Origin of the sequence: Coleofasciculus sp. F4-SAH-05 (assembly GCF_040222985.1) — a bacterium.
Lineage (GTDB): Bacteria > Cyanobacteriota > Cyanobacteriia > Cyanobacteriales > Coleofasciculaceae > Coleofasciculus > Coleofasciculus chthonoplastes.
In genome coordinates this window covers 1-24,907 of the sequence record NZ_JAVKBY010000001.1, presented here as the reverse complement: position 1 = coordinate 24,907, position 24,907 = coordinate 1, and the positions used below count along the sequence as shown (strand labels likewise).

Below are 24,907 nucleotides of genomic sequence, written 5' to 3'. Positions count from 1 at the left end.
AGTTCGTTATCGACAAGAAAAGGAGGTCAACCCGATTGGATTACTGCACACCGATTCACCCCCCAGGATGGTTATAGCTATGCATTTTGATTAGGTTTGCGTAGATGTCTATAGAGATTTGGTTACAGTTCTTTACCCCTAGACGAAGACTTTCCCAATATTGACGAAGGAGTATTCAAAGCCTCTCTCCTTGCAGGATACTGCTGGCTTATGTCTGATGAACGCAAACAAGGTTGAGCGTCTCCCCAATACAGTCTTGCCTCAAGATACGATAACCTGTACTAGAATAGCCAAACCCTTACCCGCTTGCCTCAGCTAGCCATGACTGAATCGACTGACTTCCTGACGCACCTTAATCCCTCTCAACGTCGCGCCGTCGAACATTTCTGTGGTCCCTTGCTGGTTGTGGCAGGGGCGGGTTCGGGTAAGACGAGGGCATTAACCTATCGCATTGCCAATCTGATTCTCACCCATAAAGTCGATCCGGAAAACATTTTAGCGGTTACCTTCACCAATAAAGCCGCACGGGAGATGAAATCCCGGATTGAAACCCTATTCGCCCAGCAACTGGCTGTCCAAACGCGGGGTCAGCGTTTGGAGTTACTCCCAGAACTTGAACAAACCCAGTTGCGATCGCGGGTCTATAAAAAATACATCAAACCCCTGTGGATTGGTACGTTTCACAGTCTATTTGCCCGGATTCTCCGCTATGACATCAACAAATATACCGATGAAAAAGGACGTCAATGGAAGCGTAATTTTTCCATCTTTGACGAATCCGACGCCCAGACGCTGGTAAAAACCATCGTCACCAAACAATTAAATCTAGACGATAAAAAATTTAATCCCCGTACCATTCGCTACGTGATTAGCAATGCCAAAAACTTAGGCTTATCGCCCCAAGCCTTTGAAAAAGAGCAGTCTGGTTATAAAGGGCGACTCTATGCTGAAGTGTATCACCATTATCAAGACCAGTTAGCCGCGAACAATGCCCTGGACTTCGATGATCTGATTTTAGTCCCCGTTAAACTCTTCCAACAAAACGAATCCGTTCTGGGATATTGGCACAATCAATTTCGTCATATTTTAGTGGATGAGTATCAAGATACAAACCGGATTCAGTACGAACTGATACACCTATTAACCACAAACGGTGAAACTGAAAAAACGCAATGGGATTGGCGCGATCGCTCGGTGTTTGTCGTCGGTGATGCAGACCAATCCATATACTCATTTAGGATGGCAGATTTCACCATCTTATTGGGATTTCAGGAAGACTTTGGTGATGGGTTGCCGGATGAAACGACCCGCACTATGGTGAAATTAGAGGAAAACTATCGCTCGCGCGAAAATATTCTCCAAGCCGCTAATTATTTAATTGAACAAAATACTCAGCGAATTGACAAAATTCTCAGACCCACACGCGGTTTAGGGGAAGTCATTTACTGTCATCAAGCCGACGATGAGTTAGAAGAGGCTCATTTTGTAGTTCAACAAATCCTGAAACTGAATCAACAAAACCCAGAACTAGGCTGGGGCAGTTTTGCGATTCTTTATCGGACGAATGCCCAATCTCGCCCGTTAGAAGATGCGCTGCGACTGCGAGGTCGAGTACATTATGTGATTATCGGAGGATTGAAGTTCTACGATCGCAAAGAGGTTAAAGATGCCTTGGCTTATCTAAGAACCATTGCCAATCCCAGCGATACCGTCAGTTTATTGCGGATTATCAATACACCACGCCGGGGTATTGGTAAAGCCACGATTGATAATTTAGTGCTTGCGGCTCAAGAATTGGGAACTCCCCTCTGGGAAATTATCCGGGATGAAACCTCGGTCAATACAATTGCGGGACGTTCGGCTAAAGCGGTTAATAAGTTTGCCCAATTGATTAAGCAGTGCCAAGAGAATACGGAAAACTTAGAAGCCGCAGAAATTATTAAGTTTATCATGGAGGAATCGGGATATACTGATGACCTAAAAAATCAAGGCACAGATGAAGCGGAAAACCGATTGGCAAATATCCATGAACTCTATAATGCTATCGTTGAATTCCAAGAAGAAAATGAAGATAGCAGCTTAGAAGGGTTTCTGGCAAATGCGTCTCTGGCGTCTGACTTAGATAATTTGGAAGATGGGCAACAAGCGGTATCGTTAATGACGCTGCACTCGGCTAAAGGATTAGAGTTTCCGGTTGTTTTTCTAGTTGGTTTAGAACAAGGACTTTTTCCCCATAACCGGACGATAGATGACCCTGTCGCTTTAGAAGAAGAACGTCGCCTCTGTTATGTCGGGATTACTCGCGCCCAAGAACAACTCTTTCTTTCCCACGCCTGTGAACGTCGTCTCTATGGGTATCGTGAACCGGCGGTTCGGTCTCAGTTTTTGGATGAGTTACCCGAAGACTTAATTAGCAGTACTTTGGTGAAAGTAAAACAGCAAACGCCTTCTGCCTCAACAGAAAAGTCATCAAAACCCTCTAGTTCAACGGCAAAATCGAAAGAGTGGAAAAAAGGCGATTTACTGCGTCATGACACCTTTGGGATCGGAGAAGTGACTCATGTTTTTGGTTCAGGCAAGAAAGTTAGTATTGCGGTTAAGTTTCCCAGTTTGGGGCAGAAAATTCTTGACCCGAAGCGAACCAATATACAACGAGTGAATTAGTTGGGGAATAGGAAAATCAATGGTAGGGGCGGGTTTTACCGATAATATGCTCTTCAAAACTGGTAACTTATATAAACCCGCCCTATTTCCGGAATTGTTAATTAGTGCCAGCGAGTCGCCCCTACAGGAAAACCAACGGTGTTTCAAGGTAATCGACGCCCTAACGCGATCGCGCCCGACACCACTAACATCGCCCCCAAAAGCCCTAACCCTGTCAACTGTTCCGGTGTAACCCATCTGGGGATAAAGCGCGAAGCCATCCAAACTGAACTTAATGTCACCAACGGTGTAAGTGCCAATACCGCACTCACTCGCGAGGCTTGCCAATGTTCCAAAGCTTCTGCAAACGCCCCATACGCAATCAGGGTATTTAACCCACAAAAGAGGAGTAAACTCAGGTGTAAGGGACTCAAACTGAGAAGGGATTGCGGTGTGGTTAGCGGCGTGAATAATAAAGCACAGCCGCCATAAATTACCAACATTATCGTCGTAGACGGTAATTTATGTAAAAGCTGTTTCTGTGCCAATGCATAAATCGCCCAAGCTAAGGCGGCTAAGACAATAATCATATTACCGACTAGATAGGTAGAGCGTGAGGTGATTACGACTTGGAATCGATCATGGAAAAATAGAGTAAATCCCAAAACCAGAATACCCACACCAATCCATTGACGCAGAGTATAATGTTCTTGGAAAACCACTAAAGCGCCCAAACCTAAAAACATGGGGGCTAACTGAATCAGCACTTGGGCATTTGTGGGAGACGTTTGCCCTAACCCTTGTAAAAATAGCAGGTAATTACCTCCTAAAAAAAGAGTCGCGATCGCGAGGAGTCCCAGAGACGCTGAACGCAGTTGCGATAACGAGGGAAACTGTTGTCTTGTGGCTAAAAAAAGCGCCAGCAATCCAAAAGCAATCAGAAAACGAAACCAGGTGATTGTATATACATCCAACACCTGAAGAGTTATGGTTAGCGCTAGAGGTAGAATCCCCCACATAAATACAGTAATTAGGGGCTGCTGAATAAGTGCTGTGGTGAGGGGGAGCTGGGGGAGCTCTTGAAGCTGGGGGAGCTGGGGGAGCAAGGGGTACATTTTTTCTGATAGCGGTGCAAGATTTTTGATGAGTTTGATTCTCTTTCCTGGAAGATGAGCCAATGTCAATGCTACTCAAAGTATTGATGGCTAATGGTTTTTGGGTTGTGCCGTAAACCCTAATTAAAGATAGCGCTAATCCCAAGCGCCAGCGACCCGAAGTTTGATGAAGTGACATGAATAAAGTAAAAAAAGTAAAAAGTCAGTCATGTAGAGACGTGCCATGGCGCGTCTTAACTTAACACTAATGCAAACCCCAATCCCCAATCCCGATTAAAAAAAATCCGGCATCCAAGGTAATGAGCCAGAAAATAGTGAATTAGCTCTTGACAAACCTGCCGCTGTACTATCCAAATAACCCATCTGTTGCAGTTGCTCAGGCGTAAATAAACTGGTAAACAGAGAAGCCAACGCCCTGACATGCAAACGGAATTCACCAGTCCCTCCGGGCGTGACTTTCCCGCGTCCCTGAGACACACTCAAGATAAAGTTACGGTTATTAGCGGCAAATAATTCATCCTGAACCTGTAAATGTAATTCGGTTTCAATCTCTAAAGGATATCCTCGTTTTTCCAGCGCTTTCGGGACATCAAGAATCCGCAGCATCCAACGTTCTTGATCACGAATTTGAGCCGTTTGTTCCGGTAAGAGTAATGTTAAATTATCAATCAAAGAACTGTACCAGCGCACTTGCCTCACCTGAGAACGATGATCCGAACAGAATGTCCAAAAACGCCGTGCGGCGGCTGGGGTAAGGAATGCCCAATCTTTAATATTCAGTAATAAGCCCTCAGCGTTTGAAGATTGGGTACAAATTACATAGCCTTCCGGTTGAGATTCAGCACCGATAAGATAAGCATAAACCGACTGATCATTTGGTGCTTCAACCAGATTTTGCCAAATGGCTGGATTCCGATTTAAATTACCATTGGCGGTTTGTGCCTGTTGAGAATATAAGTCTTGAAAAACCTCGTCGCGTACAGGTTTCACCCTGAACATGGGTAAAGTGCGATCGCGCTTTTGAATCCTCTGGGTTGGTATCTGCCAACGACAGCGAATCCCTGCTTGTTCATAGCCGACTTTGCGATAGAGAACTTGAGTAGCGGCGTAGAGAGTGGAAATGGGTACGCCTTGCTGATGAAGTTCTTGGAGTGTACATTGCATCAGTTTATAAGCCGCCCCTGTACCTCGATACTCTGGGGCAATGCCAACGGCGGCAATTCCTGCCATGGGTATGGACTGACCCCCGTACCATTGTCCCATGGTATAAATGGCTAAACCGCCAACAATCTTTTCCCCTTGACGGATGAGACGGAAATTATCTTGACCGATACGATTCAGGTAAACTTGCCAATTGTTTAGGGAAGTGCCAAAACATTGCGTCAGTAGTTCGCCAAGTTGTTCAGCTTCGTCTGCGTTGGAGATGCATCCATAATCAAGTTGAGCGCTGATAACCATTTTGCACTCTCATAATACTGTTTGTATGTAATTGTAATACATTGTCGAGAATTTCCTTGTCGGTTATGGATGAAAACCCTGTCGGGACGGATTTAGATGCTTTTAAGCTGTCATGCATTTAAATTGGGTATGAGTAGCGAGCAAGATGCAAAGCCTGCGGCATGGCTTCGCTTAACGCACTACATAGAAGGATTTCACCATTATTGACATTGACATTAAGGTTTAAATGCCGAACAGCTTATCCAGCATATTGCCGATAACATGGCATAAAAAACCCGCCCTTGCACAAATTGCCGCGTGAAAGCGCTTCTGAGGAGATTAATCAAAAAAATGTTATCAATGGTGACAATTGTCACAGGACTAGAATAACTTATGATATTTTTTCCGGTTCAACGATACCAGATCCAGTCGGCGGCGTTAGGTTAAGCGACTTGTTGACTACAAGCAGGATGCGCCGTCAAAAACTTTGGGTTGTAGTATTTCACCCCGAGTTTATCCAATGTGGCGATCGCGCTATCCATGGCTTCCTTAATCCAATCATTTGGATCAGGGGACTTGGCACTGAGTTGGTAATCCGTTACATGAGGTTTGCACTCATCGGGATCATAGGTGCCGGAAGCTCGGCAAATAGACACATAGATGGTGTTATCAACATCTGGATTTGGCATCTCAATTCTGATGTAGTGATTCAGATAGAGCAAGGTTGACATGAACATGAGCCTAATCTCTCCGTCTTGGCTAAAGGGATTTACATCTCTTAATTTACTATTACTTTTATTTTTATTTGATCCTGATATTTTCGCTTCCGCCAAATTTTCTGATTATTTTGTGTACTTTGGCGGATTGACAAAGATTACATTTTTAGTTACATGGATTTGACTTTATGTTTTTTTAGTAATATAAAAAAACATAATATATTTTCGTCAAACTAATAATTGTATAACAAAACTTAATCAAATGCAACACAGTATCCCCACGTTGGCAGATGAGCTTCAGACGCACACCGTCAAATCAACCTAGTGCAGCATGGGGAAATCTATTTACGACCGATAAATATATAAGTCGTCATTTCTCCCTTACCTTTAACTAAAATTTGACCCCGCTGCTCAAATAAAAACTTGTCCTTACAGAGTTTGTATGTAGTTTCTGTGACTTGGATCTTGTCAGGAATGCCATGAGATTCCATGCGGCTAGCGGTATTGACCGCATCTCCCCACAAATCATAAATAAATTTCTTGGTGCCAATTACCCCAGCAATCACAGGACCACTATTGATCCCAATCCGCAGGCAGAAATTTTCATCCTGAAACTGGTTAAAGCGAGCAATGGCGATTTGCATATCCAATGCCATTTCGATCATGGCTTCAGCATGGTCTTGGCGAGGAGTGGGAATACCACTGGCGATCATATAAGCATCGCCAATTGTTTTAATCTTCTCTAACCCATGCTTTTCCGTTAATTGATCAAATCGGGAGAATATCTGATTTAATAAGAACACCAATTGCGCGGGTGGCATCCGAGCCGAAATATCGGTAAAGCCAACAATATCGGCAAATAAAATCGTCACATCGGCAAAGCGATCGGCAATGAGACAGGTTTCCTGTTTTAATCGCTCGGCAATGGGTTGGGGTAAAATATTCAACAATAAACGATCAGCTTTCTCCTGTTCCCAACGCAATGCCTTCTCAGCTTGCTTGCGTTCGGTAATATCACGGACAAAGGCACAGTTGTATTCCTTGCCGTTAAATTCCAAATAACTAATTCGCACTTCTACGGGGATACGTGTACCCGTTTTGCTACGATGATACGATTCAAGACAGAGGGAACCACATTGTTTAAGAATCTGCCAATGCTCTGACCAACTCTGAGCTGTAAAATTAGCATCAATCTCATGAATTTTCATCGACAGCAAATCATACAAGGGATACCCCAACAACCGACAAGCGGCATAATTGACATACAATAACTTTCCATCTTGCCCAATCCAGAAAATTGCATCAGCCGCTCGATCAATCGAAAACTGCGTAAATCGTAAGGCGTCATTAACTGTTTCCAGTTGTTCATTCGCCGTTTCCATTTGGGTTGTACGTTCTGCTAATGCTTGTTGTGCCAAATATTTATCCGTGATATCATTGAACAACCAGAGGCGACCTTGAATATCTTTCCCATAAGTGGGGAAACTTGAGATACTCAGTACCAATGATTGGGGTTGACTAAATGTCCAGATCCAGTCGTGAATTTCGGCTTCGGGTTGAGAAAAAAGTTGTGCCGCCTGTTTAGCAATCTCCTCCTGATTATCAGCGCTGCTGCGTAAGGTTGCCATCGCCTGGGCGATCGCACTCGGTTCCACGTCTCCTGGTTTTAATCCCAAAAGCTTTGCCCCGGCTGGATTCAGCCAACCTTGTCCGCCACTGATATCAACAAATACGACGCCCTGAGGGATTTCTAAAATGGCATTGTAGCGGGCTTGGAGTTGTTCCAGGCGAAACGTGGTGGTTTGCAGACGTAGGAGGGTGTGGAGTTCCCCCAGTAGTAAATCCAGGAAGCGACGCTGGTATGAGGGCAAGTAAGTTTGGCGATACCAGAGTAATAAGATAGCACCTTGCTCCTGTGTCGTTTGTTCCTTCCGCAGGGGGAGTACCGCCAGAGACTTAGTACCTTGAGCGACAAGGATAGGGGCGGCTTTGGGCGTCGCCGGATAATTCCCATAGAATAGGGTGCGTTTATGGGTTAGGGCTTCAGCAAAGAGTTTCGGGGTTGTCAGTTGATTGGGTAGGGCTGTAGATGGGAAACTGACGAGTGATTGAGCCGTTACCTGATCCAGTTGACGCAGTGCGATCGCGGCGTCGGCTTGGCATAACTCATACAACAAACGGGTAACCTGCTCAATAAGCTGATCGGGAGTATGGGTATCTGATTGTGCGATCGCGGCGAGTACCGAACCGGCTGCCAATTTCCATTCAATCTCCAACAGAAAACGACGCACCAGTACACCACCTCCCATGGCTAAACCCAATCCTGTAAGCCAAGGGTGCAAGTATCGACTCACAAGCATCCAGCCACCGATCAAAATCAACCCGATTACAGACAGCGATCGGGGATTGGCATAGTTTTGAGTTTTGAGTGTAGAGGCGTACCGTGGCGTGTCTGAGTTTTCAATGTAGAGACGTGCCATAGCGCGTCTGAGTTTTGAGCCAACGCTAGGCTCATTTGGAACCGGGTTTTGAATTGATTCCCCATCTCCCTTGTCTCCTCTGCTTCTCGGCTCCTGTGTTCCCCTATCTTCCCCCATTTTTATTCCCATGAAGGGATTCAGAATCCAAGCAGGTAGAGGTAACAAAACGATGACAGTAAAGACAATCGATGCGAAACTCAGCGTCGAGATCCTGCTGGGATTAAGGATATCTAGTCCAAACAGAGTCAGCAATAGTCCGATTAAAAATCGTCTAAATGTAGGAAGCTGATTGGGATGATCCAAGGACGACAATGAGCATTAACCATAAATAAGTGAAGCCAGATGTTGTTGACATAGAGAGTTTATCACCAGCGCCAAAGTTCGGCTGGCACAAAGGATGCCGACTATCAACTCCTGTTATCTCAATGCCTTTGAAGTTAAGAACAAAGATAAGCCGCGATCGCTTGAGTTACCGTATCTGGCGCACTCAAGTGAGGTAAATGACCCCATGCTTTTATATTGATTAGCTGACTCTTAGGGATGTTATCTGACATATACTGACCCACTTCTGGGGGTACCGCAATATCATCGCTAGCTTGTAGAATCAGAGTGGGTACGTTCAGACGGGGTAACTCATCCCGGTGATCCGACTGAAATATAACTCGAGCAACAGCTTGAGCAATATCTGGACGAATAGCCGTCAGAGTATTCGCAAATTCTGTTGCCAATTCCGGACGTTCGGGGTTTCCCATTACCATCGAGGCAAAACCACTCACCCAAGCATAGTAGTTCGCCGACATCGCCCTATAAAGTGTATCTAAGTCGGACTGATCAAACCCACCTACATATCCCACATCGTTGAGATACCGAGGAGATGCACCGACAAAAATAAGCTGGCTGAAGCACGACGGATCGGTCAGCGCGGCTAGTAAACTAATCATACCACTGGCTGAGTGACCTACCAAGATGGAGTGGGTAAGTTCTAACTCATGACAGATTTCCAGCAAGTCCTCGGCGTAGCTATAGAGGCTACTGTAGCGATGGGGACTATAGGCAGAAAAATCGGATTTTCCTGCACCGACATGATCAAAGAGGACAATACGATAGTTAGGGGCGAAGGCGGCGACTTGATGACGCCAAGCGGTTTGATCTGAACCAAAGCCATGGGCAAAAATTATTGTCTGAGTGCCATTACCGAGGATGTTAATGTGATTGCGTTCTAATATACTTGTGGTCATACGTTAGGTGTACACAATTAAAGTTAACGGTGAAGGTCGTCATTGGTCATTTGTCATTTGTCATTTGTAAGGGTTTGAGGTCTATTTACATATAGCAGTAGACATATCGACTAGGACTTTCGGCACCATTGTTCCAGACGTTGCATGCAACGTCTCTACTGGACTGTGGACAAAAAAGGACGAGGAGATCGTTAAATACCATGAGAGACGCGCCATGGCGCGTCTCTACCCTGAATAATCCTGCATATAAAATTTGTCTTTCAAGAGACAGCGTGGAATGCGGCTAATATTTGTTTAGGTCTCAACGGAAACTTAAACCGTGAATGATTGGTAGATGCAACGGGTTGCGAGTCGGAAGCCTTCGCTTGGTTCTCCTCTAAACCCTCCTCGTTTAACTCAGACACCGGAACTAACATGGAATCGTGAGAACGCACCGCCATTTCGCCTTGTGCTAGTGCATCTCGCCACTGACGCCCAGTTTTCCAAGCCTTAAACTTGGCAGCATTCCAACGAGGATTCACTGGATATCCCGCAAATCCACAACGCAACGCGGCATGGTTAGCACTGGGAATCAGGGTATTGACCCAAACATTATCGGTTAGATCGATTAGCATGAAGTTTGACTCCTTGTAAACTGTAGACATAAACTTCACCTCTCTATTGTTGTCAACCGAACAATTTTGTTGAGTATTATCAACTATTGTATTACGGATTGTTAAATAGCTACATCGCTTACTTGCGATTTACTTGTATTTACCTTCAACCGCAACATAGCCATTTCCGGAGAAACGTGCGATCGCGCCCGAGTCCAGAAATTGACTAGAAAGCTTACCAGCAAACCTTCTCACAGGCGCTGAAGTCTAAAGGGTTTGGGATTTTTCCCAGCCACGCCATTACCCTTTAGTAATGTAAAGAAACCTTAAAGATTTGTCAAACGTCTTATTTGTACAAGCGTCCCCTAATCTGGGGTGACATTCAATCCTCAATTTTATCTGCACCCAGACGCAGGCGATCGCACCTCTTTTCCCCGGCTACCCTGCTGGGACGGACAAAGCTAGGACGGACAAACAAGGCGAGTCACTTCCCGATGCCATCATACACCAGGGAGTGCGGATGGCGAGACTCGAACTCGCAAGGCTTGCGCCACACGCCCCTCAAGCGTGCGTGTCTACCGATTCCACCACATCCGCATGGCTAACCCATTATATCAGCTCTTATGAGAAAATTACGACTTCTCAACAACTTTGTTGATGAATCCGATGGGGAAAAGGGGAAACGTCACCCACGCGTCCCAAAGGATGCCACCAAAGGGGACAATCCCCCTTATCCTACAGAATACGGATATAGCAACGCTGTTTTATGGACTTTGCCAAAATCTTAATTGCCAATCGTGGGGAAATTGCCCTGCGAATTCTCCGAACCTGTGAAGAAATGGGAATTGCCACCGTTGCCGTTCACTCGACCATCGATCAACACGCCCTCCATGTACAACTGGCGGATGAAGCTATTTGCATCGGTGAAGCGCCCAGTAGCAAAAGTTACTTGAATATTCCCAACATTATTGCCGCCGCCCTGACGCGCAACGCCACCGCCATTCATCCTGGCTATGGTTTTTTGGCAGAAAATGCCCGATTCGCCGAAATTTGCGCCGATCATCAAATCTCCTTTATCGGTCCATCACCGGAAGCGATGCGGGCGATGGGGGATAAATCCACTGCCAAGGAAACCATGCAACGGGCAGGTGTACCCACTGTACCCGGAAGTGAGGGATTGTTGAGTAGTGAACGGGAAGCCATAACCCTTGCTAAAGACATGGGTTATCCAGTGATGATTAAAGCCACAGCCGGTGGTGGTGGACGGGGGATGCGCTTGGTTCCCGATGAAAGTGCAATGAGTCGCCTGTTTCAAGCAGCCCTTGGGGAAGCCGAAGCCGCTTTTGGCAATCCAGGACTTTATCTGGAAAAATTTATCGTCCGTCCCCGCCATATTGAGTTTCAAATTCTTGCTGATAGTTACGGTAACGTGATTCATCTGGGAGAACGAGACTGTTCCATTCAACGGCGTCACCAGAAACTCTTAGAAGAAGCCCCTAGTCCAGCCTTGACCCCAGAACTGCGAGAAAAAATGGGAACTGCTGCTGTCATGGCTGCCAAGTCGATTAATTACGTCGGGGCGGGTACGGTTGAGTTTCTGCTGGATGCCATGGGTAATTTTTACTTTATGGAAATGAATACCCGCATTCAAGTTGAGCATCCTGTCACCGAGATGATCTCAGGATTAGACTTAATTGCCGAACAGATTCGGATTGCCCAAGGCGAACCCTTGAAACTGACGCAAGACCAAGTGAAGCTTCAGGGACACGCGATTGAATGTCGGATTAATGCCGAAGATCCCGATCGCAATTTCCGTCCTCAACCGGGGCGGATTAGTGGGTATCTGCCACCCGGAGGACCCGGCGTGCGGATGGATTCCCATGTGTATACCGATTATGAAATCCCCCCCTATTACGACTCATTAATCGGCAAATTAATCGTATGGGCACCCAACCGCGATGCCGCGATTCGCCGCATGAAACGCGCCCTGCGTGAATGTGCGATTACTGGGGTTGCCACCACGCTGAGTTTCCACCAAAAAATCTTAGAAACCCCAGCGTTTCTCAGTGGTGATGTGTATACAAATTTTGTTGAGCAAATGATGGCAACCGCCCAATCTTAAAGGGTTAGGGGCAGTCAGTGCATCATGGTCAGTAACCCTTGCTGACCGACAAGAATCTCCCGCAGTAAGCTAACAATCCCAACCCAAATAATCGGCGTAATATCCACACCCCCAATGGGCGGCACCAGTTTGCGGGTTGGGACTAAAAAGGGTTCGGTGGGCAAAGCGACCAGATTAAAGGGGAAGCGGTTTAGATCGATTTGAGGATACCAGGTAAGGATAATCCGGAAGATGAATAGTAAGATAGCTAGTCCCAGTAAAGGGCTGAGAATCCATGTTGCCAGTGTCAGAGTATTCATCAGATAAGTCCTAATTTCACAAAAAAAGAAAGTATGAAAATCAGTTAGCCAGTCTAACGCAAGACTGGGATGAACTAAGTAGGGCTTGCTGAATAAGTGGTGAGGTGAGGGGGAGATGGGGGAGATGGGGAAGATGGGGAAGATGGGGGAGATGGAGTTAGTCGCCTGTCCCGTACTGCGGGATGAAAATAGCTCTGTTGTTGAATATCAAGGCATTCCTCAGTTTCATCCGCCAGCTTATGACTATATTCAGGGTAGCGTTCGTCTCAAACAAGACGCTTCAGACAATTACGTGTTCTGTCACGTAGAACGGGATAAAGCCGGGAAGATACCGTGTGTTCCATCTGGGAAAGCCTATATTTAAGCAACCGCTTTAATTGTCTCGCTGGGAGTGTGTCAGTGTACATCTAATAAAGATGAATTAGCTTTCCATCCAGAAACTGTAGGGGCGCACGCTCCGTGCGCCCATCAAATCGGCAAAATCTAACTTGTAATGTTTGAACAAAAAGCATATTTTTACCTCGTCCAAAGTTTACCCTGATTCGCGGCAGCCGCGATCGCGTTACGGTTTGCCGTAAAAACTTTGATTCCCGGAACAGTTACATAGTCACCATCATCAGTAATCACTTTCACGATTCCTGCTTGAGCTATTGCTTCGAGTATGAGCAGATCGTAACCATCAAGGGGTTGAGTCTGGAGTCTGACTAGAGATTTGTTAATGCTAACATCATCCACTGTAATATCAATACATGAAGAAATAGGTGTAACCTGACTCCAAGCGGTTTGAACTTCGGCTACAACATTAGCTCTTTGCGATGGATGGTTGTGGCGATAGTCTTTGGCTTTTATTGTAGCGGAAAAAATTTTTCGTTCGGTTGTCTCAATATTGTGTGCTAACTCTGCTAGGGAAAGACCACAGTATCGGAGTGAAGCTTGAACAGAAATAGCTTTCGTTAAATAGGAGGGATACACATTAGTCTGATAAGATAGCGCTGAGGTACTAGCTTGGGTATAGGTGAGCCAGTACCAGACATTAGTGTCAACGAGAAAAATGTCATCCTGTTTTGGGAGATAAGATTGAATATCAAAAACCTCAGCCTGAACTGTGTAGTTGATCACCTTCAAAGACTATTTGCTTGTTCGCTAACGACTTTATCTACTGCTTTGCGAGTATACTCATCTGAGTAATACCGCTTCGAGTTTTCAATCACCGCTTTGAGTACCTGTTTGCCAACTGGGTTGAGGTTAGACACTTTAAGCAAACGGTTGAGGGTTTCTGGTTTTATGTCTCCTAGCAATTGGCCAATGGCAAAGTTAAAAAAGGGAGACGCAAAAATATCCACTCCAGCAAAGTCTACCTCGACAGGATTCTCTGCTATCAGTTCCGGGTGAATGAGTTGGTACACCGTTTGACCATCTTCAAGAGTCATGCAGTATTTGCCCACCAGGTTGTGGATATCATATTTTTTCATCGTTCTGACCTCCCTTTAGAACAGTGGCTCCTCACTGGGTTCAGAGTTCAGCGAGTATAGTGAGTAATAATACTCATCACATTTAAGTGTGATATTGACCAGTGTTCCCCATCTCCCTCAATGGCTGAGAAGCTGAGAAATATTTACGAAATGAAATATTTCTTAATTATTTCGTACTAATACTTAATTAAGTTAAAATCTCCCAGCTTGTAAAAACTAATACAGCTTATTATTTAGATTATTTTAAGCTAAGGAGTTGCCAAAGTCTTAAATAAATTAAAAAAAAGTTAGACTACCTAAATTGCTAATTTTTTGTTAGATAATAGAAGAGTATCCGGAAGCAGACGGGAATGTTAAAAGACTGTTAACGAATTCCGGAAATGACCGTCAGCCATATAGCTTGGGGGTTGAATGTCGATTTATGTCCCCTAGACAAAACAACATTGACGTTGTTCAAAGAGGACTCAATTGGAAACTTTATGCTAATTCGATTGCCAAGAGAATTGACGTTTTGTAGTGGAAGAGACGAAAGTGATAGGGGATTTGCAATAGACAAGGAATTAAGTTGAAGTTGAGCGCCCCAAACAAAAAAGATTACCCAGCAACCCATAAAGGTTTGTAACTATGACGAAACGAACGATTGCAACTCTAGACGGAAACGAAGCGGTAGCTCGCGTTGCCTACCCACTTAATGAAGTGATCGCCATTTATCCGATCACCCCCGCTTCACCCATGGGAGAATGGGCAGATGCCTGGTCTTCAGAAGGTCGCAAGAACCTCTGGGGTACTGTTCCCTCAATCATTGAAATGCAGAGTGAAGCCGGGGCGGCAGGTACAGTTCATGGCGCGTTGCAGGCAGGGTCATTGACCAGCACATTCACAGCATCTCAAGGCTTGCTGTTAATGCTGCCCAACCTCTACAAAATCGCTGGGGAAATGACCTCAGCCGTGATCCATGTCGCCGCGCGATCGCTAGCCGCCCAAGCCCTGTCAATTTTTGGGGATCACCAAGATGTGATGGCGTGTCGTGCCACCGGCTTTGGTCTGTTGGCGTCGGGATCAGTCCAAGAAGCCCATGACCTAGCGTTAATTACCCACGCCGCTAGCCTAGAATCCCGCATTCCTTTTATCCATTTCTTTGACGGCTTCCGCACTTCCCACGAAGTTCAGAAAATTGAACTCCTGGCAGACGAAGATCTGCGGGCGATGATTAATGATGAACGGGTGATGGAACACCGGGCGCGGGGTCTAACCCCCGATCGCCCCGTCTTGCGCGGCACTGCCCAAAACCCAGATGTCTATTTCCAAGCGCGGGAAACCGTTAATCCTTACTACAACGCCTGCCCAGAAATTGTCCAGAACACCATGGACAAATTTGCCGAACTCACCGGGCGCAAATATGAATTGTTCCAATATTACGGTGCCCCTGATGCCGAACGAGTGGTCATCCTCATGGGTTCTGGCACAGAAACCGTCCATGAAACCGTGGATTACCTGAACAAACAGGGTGAAAAAGTAGGGATGATCAAAGTGCGGCTGTATCGCCCCTTTGACATGAAACAGTTGGTCAAGGCATTACCGGCTACCACCAAGAGTATCGCTGCCTTAGACCGAACCAAAGAACCGGGTGCTGGTGGTGAACCCCTGTATCTGGATATCGTGACAGCCGTTGAGGAAGCTTGGGAAGCGGATAGTCCCAAACCCAAGGTTGTCGGTGGACGCTATGGCTTATCCTCCAAGGAATTTAGCCCCGCGATGGTTAAGGGGATTTTCGATAACCTGGCGGCTAACCAACCGAAGAACCATTTTACTATTGGCATCAACGATGACTTGACCAATACCAGCCTCTCCTATGATCCCAACTTCTCCACAGAACCCGAAACTGTGGTACGCTGTGTGTTCTATGGCTTAGGGTCAGATGGTACCGTGGGCGCGAATAAGAACTCGATCAAGATTATTGGTGAAGAAACCGAGAACTACGCCCAAGGCTACTTCGTGTACGACTCCAAGAAATCCGGTGCCGTTACCGTTTCTCACCTGCGCTTCGGACCCGAAAAGATTCGCTCAACCTACCTGATTAGCCAAGCCAACTTTGTGGCTTGTCACCAGTGGCTGTTCCTGGAAAAATTGAACGTCCTCAGTAGTGCTGCCCCTGGTGCAACCTTCCTGCTGAATTGTCCCTTCAGTAAAGATGAAGTGTGGAGTAAACTACCGCGCCCAATCCAAGAGGAAATTGTCAACAAGCAGTTGAAGTTCTATGTCATTGACGCTAACCAAGTGGCAGTTAGCAGTGGCATGGGACGACGGATTAACACCGTGATGCAAGTCTGCTTCTTTGAACTGGCGAATATCTTACCCAAAGCAGAAGCGATCGCCAAAATTAAGCAGTACATCGAAAAGACTTACGGTAAGAAGGGTGCAGAAGTTGTCCGCATGAATATTGAGGCGGTGGACAATGCTTTGGCACATCTGTATGAAGTGCAAGTGCCAGACACCCTGGACAGCACCGTGGATATGCGTCCCCCGGTTCCCGACACCGCCCCAGCCTTTGTCCGGGATGTATTAGGTAAGATGATGGCGCGGGGTGGCGATGACTTGCCTGTGAGTGCTTTACCTGTAGATGGGACATTCCCTACGGGTACAACCAAATGGGAAAAACGCAATGTAGCATTAGAAGTTCCAGTTTGGGACCCGGATGTCTGCGTCCAGTGTGGCAAGTGTGTCATGGTTTGCCCCCATGCGGTGATCCGAGGCAAGTCTTATGATCCGCAGGTGTTAGAAAATGCCCCAGGGTCTTTTAAGTCCACGGATACGCGGGATAAAGAGTATGGGGGACAGAAATTTACGATTCAGGTGGCGGTCGAAGACTGCACGGGTTGCGGCGTTTGTGTCGATGTTTGTCCGGCGAAGAATAAGTCTCAGCCCAAGCTGAAGGCGATTAACATGGAATCCCAGTTACCCCTGCGGGAGCAGGAACAGGCAAATTGGGACTTCTTCTTAGATATTCCGAATCCCGATCGCCGTTCCTTAAATTTAGATCGGATTCGCCAGCAGCAATGGCAAGAACCCCTGTTTGAGTTCTCCGGCGCTTGTGCAGGTTGTGGGGAAACGCCCTATTTGAAACTGGCGACTCAACTATTTGGCGATCGCATGGTGGTAGCAAATGCCACTGGCTGTTCCTCAATTTACGGCGGAAACCTACCCACCACACCTTGGGCGCAAAACGCAGAAGGGCGTGGACCGGCTTGGTCGAATAGCTTATTTGAAGATAACGCCGAATTTGGCATTGGCTTCCGGGTATCCATTGACAAACACAGCCAATTTGCCGCTGAGTTAGTGCAACGTTTAGCAGGTGAGATTGGCGATAACTTAGTCGGTGGGATTCTCAACGCCGACCAGAAATCCGAAGCCGATATTTGGGAACAACGGGAACGAGTCGCACAACTCAAGCAGAAGCTGCAAGGGATGAACTCTCCTGAAGCCAAGCAGTTGTTGAGTTTAGCCGATTACCTCGTCAAGAAGAGTGTCTGGATTATCGGTGGTGACGGCTGGGCGTATGATATTGGTTACGGTGGTTTAGACCATGTGATTGCCAGTGGTCGCAATGTGAATATCTTGGTGTTGGATACTGAGGTGTATTCCAATACCGGGGGTCAAGCATCCAAAGCTACCCCACGGGGGGCTGTGGCGAAATTTGCCGCTGGTGGTAAACCGGCACCCAAGAAAGACCTGGGGTTAATTGCCATGACCTACGGGAATGTCTACGTTGCCAGTGTGGCAATGGGGGCGCGGGATGAACATACGCTGAAGGCGTTCTTAGAAGCGGAGGCGTATAATGGTCCATCCCTAATCCTGGCGTATTCCCACTGTATTGCCCACGGGATTAATATGATGACATCCATGTCTCATCACAAGGCGTTGGTTGAGTCTGGGCGCTGGTTACTGTATCGCTTCAATCCAGATTTAGTCAAAGAAGCGAAGAATCCCCTGCAACTGGATATGCGGAGTCCGAAATTCCCGGTGGAACAATCCATGTATCAAGAAAACCGCTTCAAGATGCTGACCAAGAGTAAGCCAGAAGATGCTAAACGTCTTCTAGGAGAAGCCCAGCAGGATGTGCAGACTCGGTGGCAGATGTACCAATATCTGGCAGCCCGTCAGTTGGATGGACACAACGGTCATGGGAATGGTCAGACAACCCAAACGGGTGGGGAGGTTAAGGAACCGACGAATACCTAATTAATAATGTAGAGACGCGCCATGGCGCGTCTCTACACCTCCACAAGAATTACCCATAAATAATTGAGAGGTTTAAACGGATGGATCTGACAACAACATATCTCGGGTTAGAATTGCGATCGCCACTCGTGGTTGGTGCGGCGGCACCCTTGACCGAAGATATTGACAATATCAAGCGCATGGAGGATGCAGGCGCGGCGGCTGTGGTGCTGCATTCCTTATTTGAAGAACAACTGCGCCAAGAAAAGTTGGAATTACACCATCACTTGGAGTATGGTACCGAAAGTTTTGCCGAAGCCCTGACCTATTTCCCGGAAGCGGAAGTCTTTCATGTGGGTTCAGAGCAATATTTAGAGCATATCCGCAAGGCAAAAGAGACGGTGAATATGCCGATCATCGCCAGTCTTAATGGTGCCACCGTGGGCGGCTGGACGCACTACGCCAAGGAAATTGAGCAAGCGGGGGCGAATGCCCTGGAGTTGAATATCTACAGCATCCCCACGGATATGGATAAGACGGGGGCAGAAATTGAGCAGAATTATCTTGATATTCTGCAAGCGGTGAAATCTGAGGTAAATATTCCAGTTGCGATTAAACTCAGTCCTTTCTTCAGCAATATGGCAAATATGGCGAAGCGGTTGACTGAAGCGGGTGCGGATGGTTTAGTCTTTTTCAATCGATTTTACCAGCCGGATATTGATATTGAGGAGTTGGAAGTTTCACCCAATATCTTGCTGAGTACACCGCAAGCGATGCGCTTACCCATGCGCTGGATTGCGATTTTATATGGTCGTCTGTCTGTGGACTTTGCCGCTACCAGTGGGGTACATAAAGGGCAGGATGTGATCAAAATGATGATGGCAGGGGCAAAAGTGACGGAAATCGTCAGTGTACTGCTGCGTCATGGGATTGGCAATCTGCAAGAGATTGAGCAAGAGGTACGCCATTGGATGGAAGAGCATGAATATGAGTCCATCAAGCAGATGCAGGGTAGCATGAGTCAGATTAACTGTCCTGATGAAAGTGGCTTTGAACGGGCGCAGTACATGAAGGCGATTCAGACATACAAACCTCAATTGGTGGGGTTTGCACCATAGGATAAACGCCAATTAATTAGATCCCCGATTTCTGGAATAGGTTGGGGATTTGGTAGGTGCGATCGCTCTCCTCTAACCAGGGGTTTTTCCGGGGCGATCGCACCTTGTAAGATCGGAATTAAACCGTTGTTTGAGAATCAGGAGGCTGTTTAGTGACCCATTTACCTCCAAATCGCGATCGCTCAATTGCCACTCTAACCCTAGATGACTTGGAAGCTATCATCACAAGCATTGTTGAGAAAATCCTACAACAAGAAAAACCCAATCGGCAATCAGAGGATTTGCCCACCGCCGTTATTGATCGTCCCTATGACGCCACGGCTCGTCCCTTTTGGGAAATTGTCACTCAACTAGCGACTCAAGTGTCTCAACAGGAATGGGCAGATGTTCCCAGTGATGCGTCTGAAAAACTGGATGATTACTTCTATGGTAATCAAAGCTCATCATGAGAGCTAGAACAGTTTAATCGTGCCTTATCATTTTATATGCAGCGAGGGGATAAAGCTTGGAGTTTAACAGACTGTAGTTCTTTTTTGATCATGCAAGATTTAGGCATAACCGAAGCCTTAGCGTTTGATAGACATTTTGAGCAGGCAGGATTTAAAGCTATAGGAAAGGAGCAATCCTAATGCGATCGCAGGATTTGAGCCACTGAATATATACCCTGGAGGGCGACTCGATAAAATTAATGGGTGGGTTCTCTTAATTTAGTGCAGCGGGTCGCCCCTACAATTGGTGATATCCTGACAAATGAAACATTACAAATAATAAAAAATCACAATTCAATGGTATAATAATCCAACGACGATTTTCCCGCCCCCTGACGCCAAACACTATCAGATTCCCACGGCGCATCTTTCCCGCGACGGCAACGGGTGCGAACAGTTAGTTTATCCTTTTCAAAGATCAGCAAATTGTATTGCCAAGGCGTAGCCGTTACCAGTTCTTTTGTCGGTGCGCCAAAGGTTCCGGCACAAATGCGGTCTAATTTGCGCCCATCTCGACTCATATCGTAACGGAACAGACTGGTTTCGGCTTTGTGGATATGTCCGTGCAGGAAGAAGCGAAACCCAGCAACGGCGAGGAGTCTGATGAAGTCTTGGTCGGTAATTCTATCTTGATAGGGACTATCGAGGGGGTGATGCCAAACGGCGATTTTTAAACAGTTATCGTAATCAGGATTAGTATCAATTTCATTCAGGGCGTTGCTGAGGGCATTTTCATGAATGCTGGCGCGAGATTTGAAATGATGGTCGAGTTGCCATGCGGAGTTTAGCCCTAAAACGAGGAGGTTTTGTTCGGGGAGATAGTCGAGGGTGTATTGCTGGTCATAGTCTGAGGGATAGGGTTTTTGTTTGATGGTTTCGTAGAACTGGCGGAAGTTGTCAAAGCGCTTTTTGTAGGCGGTTTCGTCACGAACTCGGATAACTTCATCGGTGACTTTAATATAATTACCGTCGATTAGTTTGCCGTTGTATTTAGGGCGGTCAATCAGTTGGTAGGCTTCTTGTGCTAGGTTCCAATTGAGGTCATGGTTACCGGGAACAATGGTAATTTGTTCGGGCTTTAGGGAGAAGGTTTGGCAGAGCGTGTTGAGAAATTGGGCGGCGGCTTCGTATTCTTCTGGGGTAGAGTAGTTAGCAATATCGCCGGAGAGGATCAGGGCGTCAAGCTGAGAAATATTGAGTTCATAACGTAAATCAAGTCTGAGTTGTGTAGACCACAGGGTTGCTTGGTCAGGCGTGGTAAAGTGGAGGTCGCTAAGGTGGAGAATATGCATGAGAGATATTGGGAAGGGATGGGTAAGTTGAGAATCTGAGGATATCGATGTAGTCGGAGGTTGAGTTAGGGTGTAATTATAGAATTTGCAGCGCTGTTGAATAGCAGAGATTATATTGAGTATAGCCGGATCTGTATCTGTTTTTAGAAGTGCCGAAAAATCAGGCAAGAATTCAGGTATATCTATTTTTTCTAACGCTGATTGTGCCTCCCGACGAACTCCATTATTCCTATCATTTAAGGCAGTAATTAAAGGTGGAATTGCCATTGGTGATGGTATTTTGCCGAGTGACCATACTACATAACAACGAACTTGATACTCTTCATCATTGAGGCTATCAATTAAGGATTGAACTGCCTGTTTTGACTGAATCTCTCCCAAAGCTTTCGCTGCACTAGAACGAACTGAAGCATCTTCATCCTTAAGGGCATCAATTAAGGGTTGAATTGCCTGTTTTGACTGAATTTTTCCTAGCGCAAATGCTACAGAATGACGAACCAAAGGGATTCCATCTTTGAGAGTATGAATTAAAGGTTGAACTGCCTGTTTTGACTGAATCTCTCCCAACGCCCATGCTGCACTGGAACGAACCGAATGGTTTTCATCAGTGAGAGTATGAATCAAGGGTTTAACCACTCTGTCTGACTGAATTCTCCCTAGTGCAAATGCTGCACCCGAACGAATTGAAGCATTTTCATCTTGCAGGGCATTGATTAAAGGGTTTATCGTTTTATCTAACGGAATTTCTATCAGAGAATCTGTGACAAACAGATGATACCAATAATCATCATTTTTAAGTAAATTAATTAAAGGTTTTATCGCCCATTCTGACTTTTGTTTTCCAAGTGACAATGCTGCGCGATAACGCACCGAATGATTTTCATCTTTGAGGGCATTCATTAAAGGTTGAACTGACCTGTCTGACTTAATTTCTCCCAGCGCCCATGCCGCACGATAACGCACCGAAGCATCTTTATCCTTAAGGATATCAATTAACGGTTGAACTGCCGATTCTGACTGAATTATCCCTAGAACCTTCGCCGCACTAGAACGAACCAAGGCATCTTTATCTTTGAGAGTATCAATTAAGGGTTGAACTGACCTGTCTGACTTAATTTCTCCCAGCGCTTCTATTGCACGCGAACGAAGTGATGTGTCTTTGTCCTGAAGGGTTTCAATCAAGATGTTAATTACTTGCTCTAACTGAAGTTCTCCCAGCGCAGATACAGCATAGTGACGAACGGAATCCTCTTCATTTTTGATCAAATCAACTAGGGATGTAAATGCCGTATCGGACTGAATTTCTTTTAGTGATGTTGCGGCAATAGGACGAAGCGATTCATCTTCATCTTTGAGAGCCCGAATTAAAGGTTGAACTGCCTGTTCTGACTGAATGGCTCCCAGCGCCCATGCTGCACCATGACGAACCGATTTATCTCCCTGATTAAGAACCTGAATTAAAGGTTGAACGGCTTGTTCTGACTGAATCTTTCCTAGTGCTTCTGCGGCGTGATAACCAACCGCAGCATCTTCATCCTTGAGAGCCAGAATTAAGGGTTGAACGGCTTGTTCTGACTGGATTTTGCCCAGCGCAAATGCTGCATAACAACGAACCGAAGCATCCTCATTCTTAAGGGCATCAATCAAGAGTTGAACGGCAAACTCAGAACGAGTTGCCCCCAAAAGTAGAACCTTCACGGGTTGACAAACATCTTGGTCATTCACCAGCGTAATTGTTTGCTCTTGAAACTCTGGTTTAACTTCCCCTGCCAACCTTGCCCCCAACTGCACATCCACAGCTAACGCCAACCTCACCACTCGCATTGCCTGTGCTTCATCTTCAACCAATCCCAGCATTAACGCTAGAGGTTCTGTCCATTTCAAATAATTGAGATACTGCTGTTGTAATTCCTCATCACTGAGACTCGGTAACAACTTCAACAAATACTCAGCCGTATAATACTCCTGAATCAGTTGATGGCGAAACTCTATCTGATTATTTGCCCCCAGTTGAATCAAGTGATGTTTGAGTAAATCATTTAACCATTTACGGGCGCGAACTGGCGGGTCAAGGAAATCGTGCTGACGCAGATACTGGGTAAAAATTGCCTCAGCTTCTGTCTTGGCAATTGCCACCTGTATCTCTTTTGAGTCATTACCCTTCGTCATGACAAAGGCTAAATATTGCAGCAACTCTGACCAAAATTCCCGTGAGTCTTCCGTAACCGGGACATCGGCTTTAACTTTTCGGTCATACTGCTGGGCAAAGGCGCGAAATACTGAACCCAGATTACTGGGAATCGTCTCCAGACAATAGAACAAGTCACACAGCATCTTTAACAGCAGGGGGGTTTGTCCAAACTCCCGCAAACGATTCCCCAACTGCTGCAACATCTGTTTTCCCTGTTGTGGCAAATAGGTGCAGACAAATTCCTGCATTTGCGTTTCTGTCAGGGGTTGCATTTCCAGTTTCTTGGTTATCCCCAAATTACCCCCGATACCTAAATCCCTGGTGGTGAATACCATGGGTGTGGTTTTCTGGTAGTTTTGGCGAAACTGCTGTAACTCCCGCCGCGCTGCTTCTGAGGGTAATTCATTAATTCCATCCAACAGTAGTAAAATTTGCCCCTGTCGCAATCCAGTTTTCAGGGTGTCGGGATTGAGGGTTAAATTGGGGTCATGGCGTTGCAGGAACTCTTGGATTAAGTCCTCGATTGTGGTGCGGTAATAGCGCAGTTCTACCAAGACGGGGATTTTGATTGACCTCTCCCCCTGTTCCCAGACGTTGCAGGCAACGTCTCTACAGGCTTCCTTGGCTTTTTCCGCCTCTTCCAACAGCAATCGCACCAGTGCTGTGGATTTCCCGGAACCGGGACGCCCGACTAATAAGATATGCTGGGGCGCATATTTCCTTAACCCCTCTAGTACGGTTAATTTCTCAACCTGTTCCGCCTTTTGCCCCTTGGCGTCTCTATCCGGTGCCACCGTCTGCACCATTAATTTAAAATCAAATAGCACCGATGTCTGTTTCCGCTTCTGTGGCGTTCGCCCGACTACATCGGTAATCGTGTAAACCTGCCACCATGCGGCGTAGGTGGCGCAGAGGGATTCGAGATAGGGACGCCAATCGACCATAGTGAGAAAGGGAGACGGGAGAACTTGCTTTTCCGGTAATCTGGGGGAAGGGCTGCGTTTTGAATGAACCAGCGAATGTCCTCATCTACCAGCCTAACAGGGTTTCCAGACTTCCCCGGAAGAGTCAGGAAGAGAGGGTGATTAGGATAGGTTGTAGGGTTTGCGATCGCACCATCTCCTAATTTATCCTAGGGCGAATGGAACTGAGTTAAAAGGAATGTCTCTGTATTAAGAGTTTGTCGTCAGCGCTTGAGCGTTTAGTCACTAAAGTGACGACTACGAAACTAGGTTCAATAGTTGGTAAAAGTATAGTCAAATATAGACAGACATTATTTCATTGCAGAAATTCCCTTCGCTTTTACTTTGAGAGATTAATTCTCATAATCGTGAACTACGCACCTCTCTATCCCATAGCGGTTAAACGCAAAAGGGAGATGCTTTTCGTAAAATATTGTAGGAACCTATGACATCAGATTGAACAAGAACCCCCTGATTTGTACGATATAAACCTCGTTTAATTCTTTTTCCTGAAAAAACGGGT

At 46.2% G+C, this 24,907-nt stretch carries 16 protein-coding genes, 1 tRNA gene and 1 pseudogene; 6 read left to right on the top strand and 12 right to left on the bottom strand.

The genetic code is table 11. The features are described from left to right. The first annotated feature begins 321 nt into the window (after positions 1 to 321). Complete coding sequence (pcrA, locus tag RIG27_RS00090) at positions 322 to 2,664, top strand: DNA helicase PcrA (protein WP_446341282.1); 2,343 nt, start codon at positions 322 to 324, stop codon at positions 2,662 to 2,664. Positions 2,665 to 2,807: 143 nt separating this feature from the next. Here the strand turns inward: pcrA and RIG27_RS00085 are convergent, their stop codons facing one another. From RIG27_RS00085 to RIG27_RS00055, 7 genes are all read right to left on the bottom strand, one after another. Further along, entirely contained in the window at positions 2,808 to 3,662 is an 855-nt protein-coding gene (locus RIG27_RS00085) for a DMT family transporter (RefSeq protein ID WP_446341280.1), read from the bottom strand. Positions 3,663 to 4,031: 369 nt separating this feature from the next. Then, entirely contained in the window at positions 4,032 to 5,216 is a 1,185-nt protein-coding gene (locus RIG27_RS00080) for a GNAT family N-acetyltransferase (protein ID WP_446341278.1), read from the bottom strand. Between the two features lie 422 nt (positions 5,217 to 5,638). Next, complete coding sequence (locus RIG27_RS00075; RefSeq protein ID WP_446341276.1) at positions 5,639 to 5,932, bottom strand: hypothetical protein; 294 nt, start codon at positions 5,930 to 5,932, stop codon at positions 5,639 to 5,641. A 320-nt stretch (positions 5,933 to 6,252) separates the two neighbouring features. Continuing rightward, positions 6,253 to 8,703 (bottom strand): adenylate/guanylate cyclase domain-containing protein, encoded by a 2,451-nt coding sequence (locus tag RIG27_RS00070; protein WP_446341274.1) that lies wholly within the window; start codon positions 8,701 to 8,703, stop codon positions 6,253 to 6,255. Positions 8,704 to 8,828: 125 nt separating this feature from the next. Further along, the gene (locus RIG27_RS00065; RefSeq protein ID WP_446341272.1) at positions 8,829 to 9,629 is read right to left on the bottom strand and encodes an alpha/beta fold hydrolase; all 801 of its coding nucleotides are present in this window, start codon (positions 9,627 to 9,629) and stop codon (positions 8,829 to 8,831) included. A 260-nt stretch (positions 9,630 to 9,889) separates the two neighbouring features. Then, positions 9,890 to 10,273: a hypothetical protein gene (locus RIG27_RS00060; protein ID WP_446341270.1), complete on the bottom strand. Its 384-nt coding sequence runs from the start codon at positions 10,271 to 10,273 to the stop codon at positions 9,890 to 9,892. 464 nt (positions 10,274 to 10,737) lie between these two features. Continuing rightward, positions 10,738 to 10,819: transfer RNA gene (locus RIG27_RS00055), tRNA-Leu, on the bottom strand. A gap of 169 nt (positions 10,820 to 10,988) precedes the next feature. Here RIG27_RS00055 and accC point away from each other — a divergent pair. After that, the gene (accC, locus tag RIG27_RS00050) at positions 10,989 to 12,344 is read left to right on the top strand and encodes an acetyl-CoA carboxylase biotin carboxylase subunit (RefSeq protein ID WP_446341268.1); all 1,356 of its coding nucleotides are present in this window, start codon (positions 10,989 to 10,991) and stop codon (positions 12,342 to 12,344) included. Positions 12,345 to 12,358: 14 nt separating this feature from the next. On the opposite strand, the gene RIG27_RS00045 is transcribed toward accC, so the two are convergent. Beyond that, positions 12,359 to 12,643, bottom strand: coding sequence for a YggT family protein (locus RIG27_RS00045; RefSeq protein WP_446335557.1), 285 nt, complete (start codon positions 12,641 to 12,643; stop codon positions 12,359 to 12,361). Between the two features lie 133 nt (positions 12,644 to 12,776). Between RIG27_RS00045 and RIG27_RS00040 the strand changes: the two genes are divergently transcribed. Then, the gene (locus RIG27_RS00040) at positions 12,777 to 13,007 is read left to right on the top strand and encodes a hypothetical protein (RefSeq protein ID WP_446341266.1); all 231 of its coding nucleotides are present in this window, start codon (positions 12,777 to 12,779) and stop codon (positions 13,005 to 13,007) included. 152 nt (positions 13,008 to 13,159) lie between these two features. Here the strand turns inward: RIG27_RS00040 and RIG27_RS00035 are convergent, their stop codons facing one another. Then, the gene (locus RIG27_RS00035; RefSeq protein ID WP_446341264.1) at positions 13,160 to 13,762 is read right to left on the bottom strand and encodes a hypothetical protein; all 603 of its coding nucleotides are present in this window, start codon (positions 13,760 to 13,762) and stop codon (positions 13,160 to 13,162) included. A gap of 2 nt (positions 13,763 to 13,764) precedes the next feature. Beyond that, complete coding sequence (locus tag RIG27_RS00030) at positions 13,765 to 14,115, bottom strand: STAS-like domain-containing protein (protein WP_446341262.1); 351 nt, start codon at positions 14,113 to 14,115, stop codon at positions 13,765 to 13,767. Between the two features lie 624 nt (positions 14,116 to 14,739). Here RIG27_RS00030 and nifJ point away from each other — a divergent pair. From nifJ to RIG27_RS00015, 3 genes are all read left to right on the top strand, one after another. Next, positions 14,740 to 18,354, top strand: coding sequence for a pyruvate:ferredoxin (flavodoxin) oxidoreductase (gene nifJ, locus RIG27_RS00025; RefSeq protein ID WP_446341260.1), 3,615 nt, complete (start codon positions 14,740 to 14,742; stop codon positions 18,352 to 18,354). A gap of 80 nt (positions 18,355 to 18,434) precedes the next feature. Beyond that, complete coding sequence (locus RIG27_RS00020) at positions 18,435 to 19,451, top strand: dihydroorotate dehydrogenase-like protein (protein WP_446341258.1); 1,017 nt, start codon at positions 18,435 to 18,437, stop codon at positions 19,449 to 19,451. Positions 19,452 to 19,603: 152 nt separating this feature from the next. After that, complete coding sequence (locus tag RIG27_RS00015; RefSeq protein WP_446341256.1) at positions 19,604 to 19,900, top strand: hypothetical protein; 297 nt, start codon at positions 19,604 to 19,606, stop codon at positions 19,898 to 19,900. 326 nt (positions 19,901 to 20,226) lie between these two features. Here RIG27_RS00015 and RIG27_RS00010 read toward each other — a convergent pair whose 3' ends face one another. Beyond that, positions 20,227 to 24,366, bottom strand: coding sequence for a HEAT repeat domain-containing protein (locus tag RIG27_RS00010; protein WP_446341254.1), 4,140 nt, complete (start codon positions 24,364 to 24,366; stop codon positions 20,227 to 20,229). A 358-nt stretch (positions 24,367 to 24,724) separates the two neighbouring features. Beyond that, positions 24,725 to 24,907, bottom strand: a pseudogene (locus RIG27_RS00005) (hypothetical protein); the annotation flags it as partial.

Coding starts and splice junctions, on each gene's coding strand:
- RIG27_RS00085 (WP_446341280.1), bottom strand. CDS start 3,662: ATGTGGGGGATTCTACCTCTAGCGCTAACCATAACTCTTCAGGTGTTG.
- RIG27_RS00030 (WP_446341262.1), bottom strand. CDS start 14,115: ATGAAAAAATATGATATCCACAACCTGGTGGGCAAATACTGCATGACT.
- RIG27_RS00040 (WP_446341266.1), top strand. CDS start 12,777: ATGGGGAAGATGGGGGAGATGGAGTTAGTCGCCTGTCCCGTACTGCGG.
- RIG27_RS00080 (WP_446341278.1), bottom strand. CDS start 5,216: ATGGTTATCAGCGCTCAACTTGATTATGGATGCATCTCCAACGCAGAC.
- RIG27_RS00065 (WP_446341272.1), bottom strand. CDS start 9,629: ATGACCACAAGTATATTAGAACGCAATCACATTAACATCCTCGGTAAT.
- RIG27_RS00075 (WP_446341276.1), bottom strand. CDS start 5,932: ATGTTCATGTCAACCTTGCTCTATCTGAATCACTACATCAGAATTGAG.
- accC (WP_446341268.1), top strand. CDS start 10,989: ATGGACTTTGCCAAAATCTTAATTGCCAATCGTGGGGAAATTGCCCTG.
- RIG27_RS00045 (WP_446335557.1), bottom strand. CDS start 12,643: ATGAATACTCTGACACTGGCAACATGGATTCTCAGCCCTTTACTGGGA.
- pcrA (WP_446341282.1), top strand. CDS start 322: ATGACTGAATCGACTGACTTCCTGACGCACCTTAATCCCTCTCAACGT.
- RIG27_RS00010 (WP_446341254.1), bottom strand. CDS start 24,366: ATGGTCGATTGGCGTCCCTATCTCGAATCCCTCTGCGCCACCTACGCC.
- nifJ (WP_446341260.1), top strand. CDS start 14,740: ATGACGAAACGAACGATTGCAACTCTAGACGGAAACGAAGCGGTAGCT.
- RIG27_RS00020 (WP_446341258.1), top strand. CDS start 18,435: ATGGATCTGACAACAACATATCTCGGGTTAGAATTGCGATCGCCACTC.
- RIG27_RS00060 (WP_446341270.1), bottom strand. CDS start 10,273: ATGTCTACAGTTTACAAGGAGTCAAACTTCATGCTAATCGATCTAACC.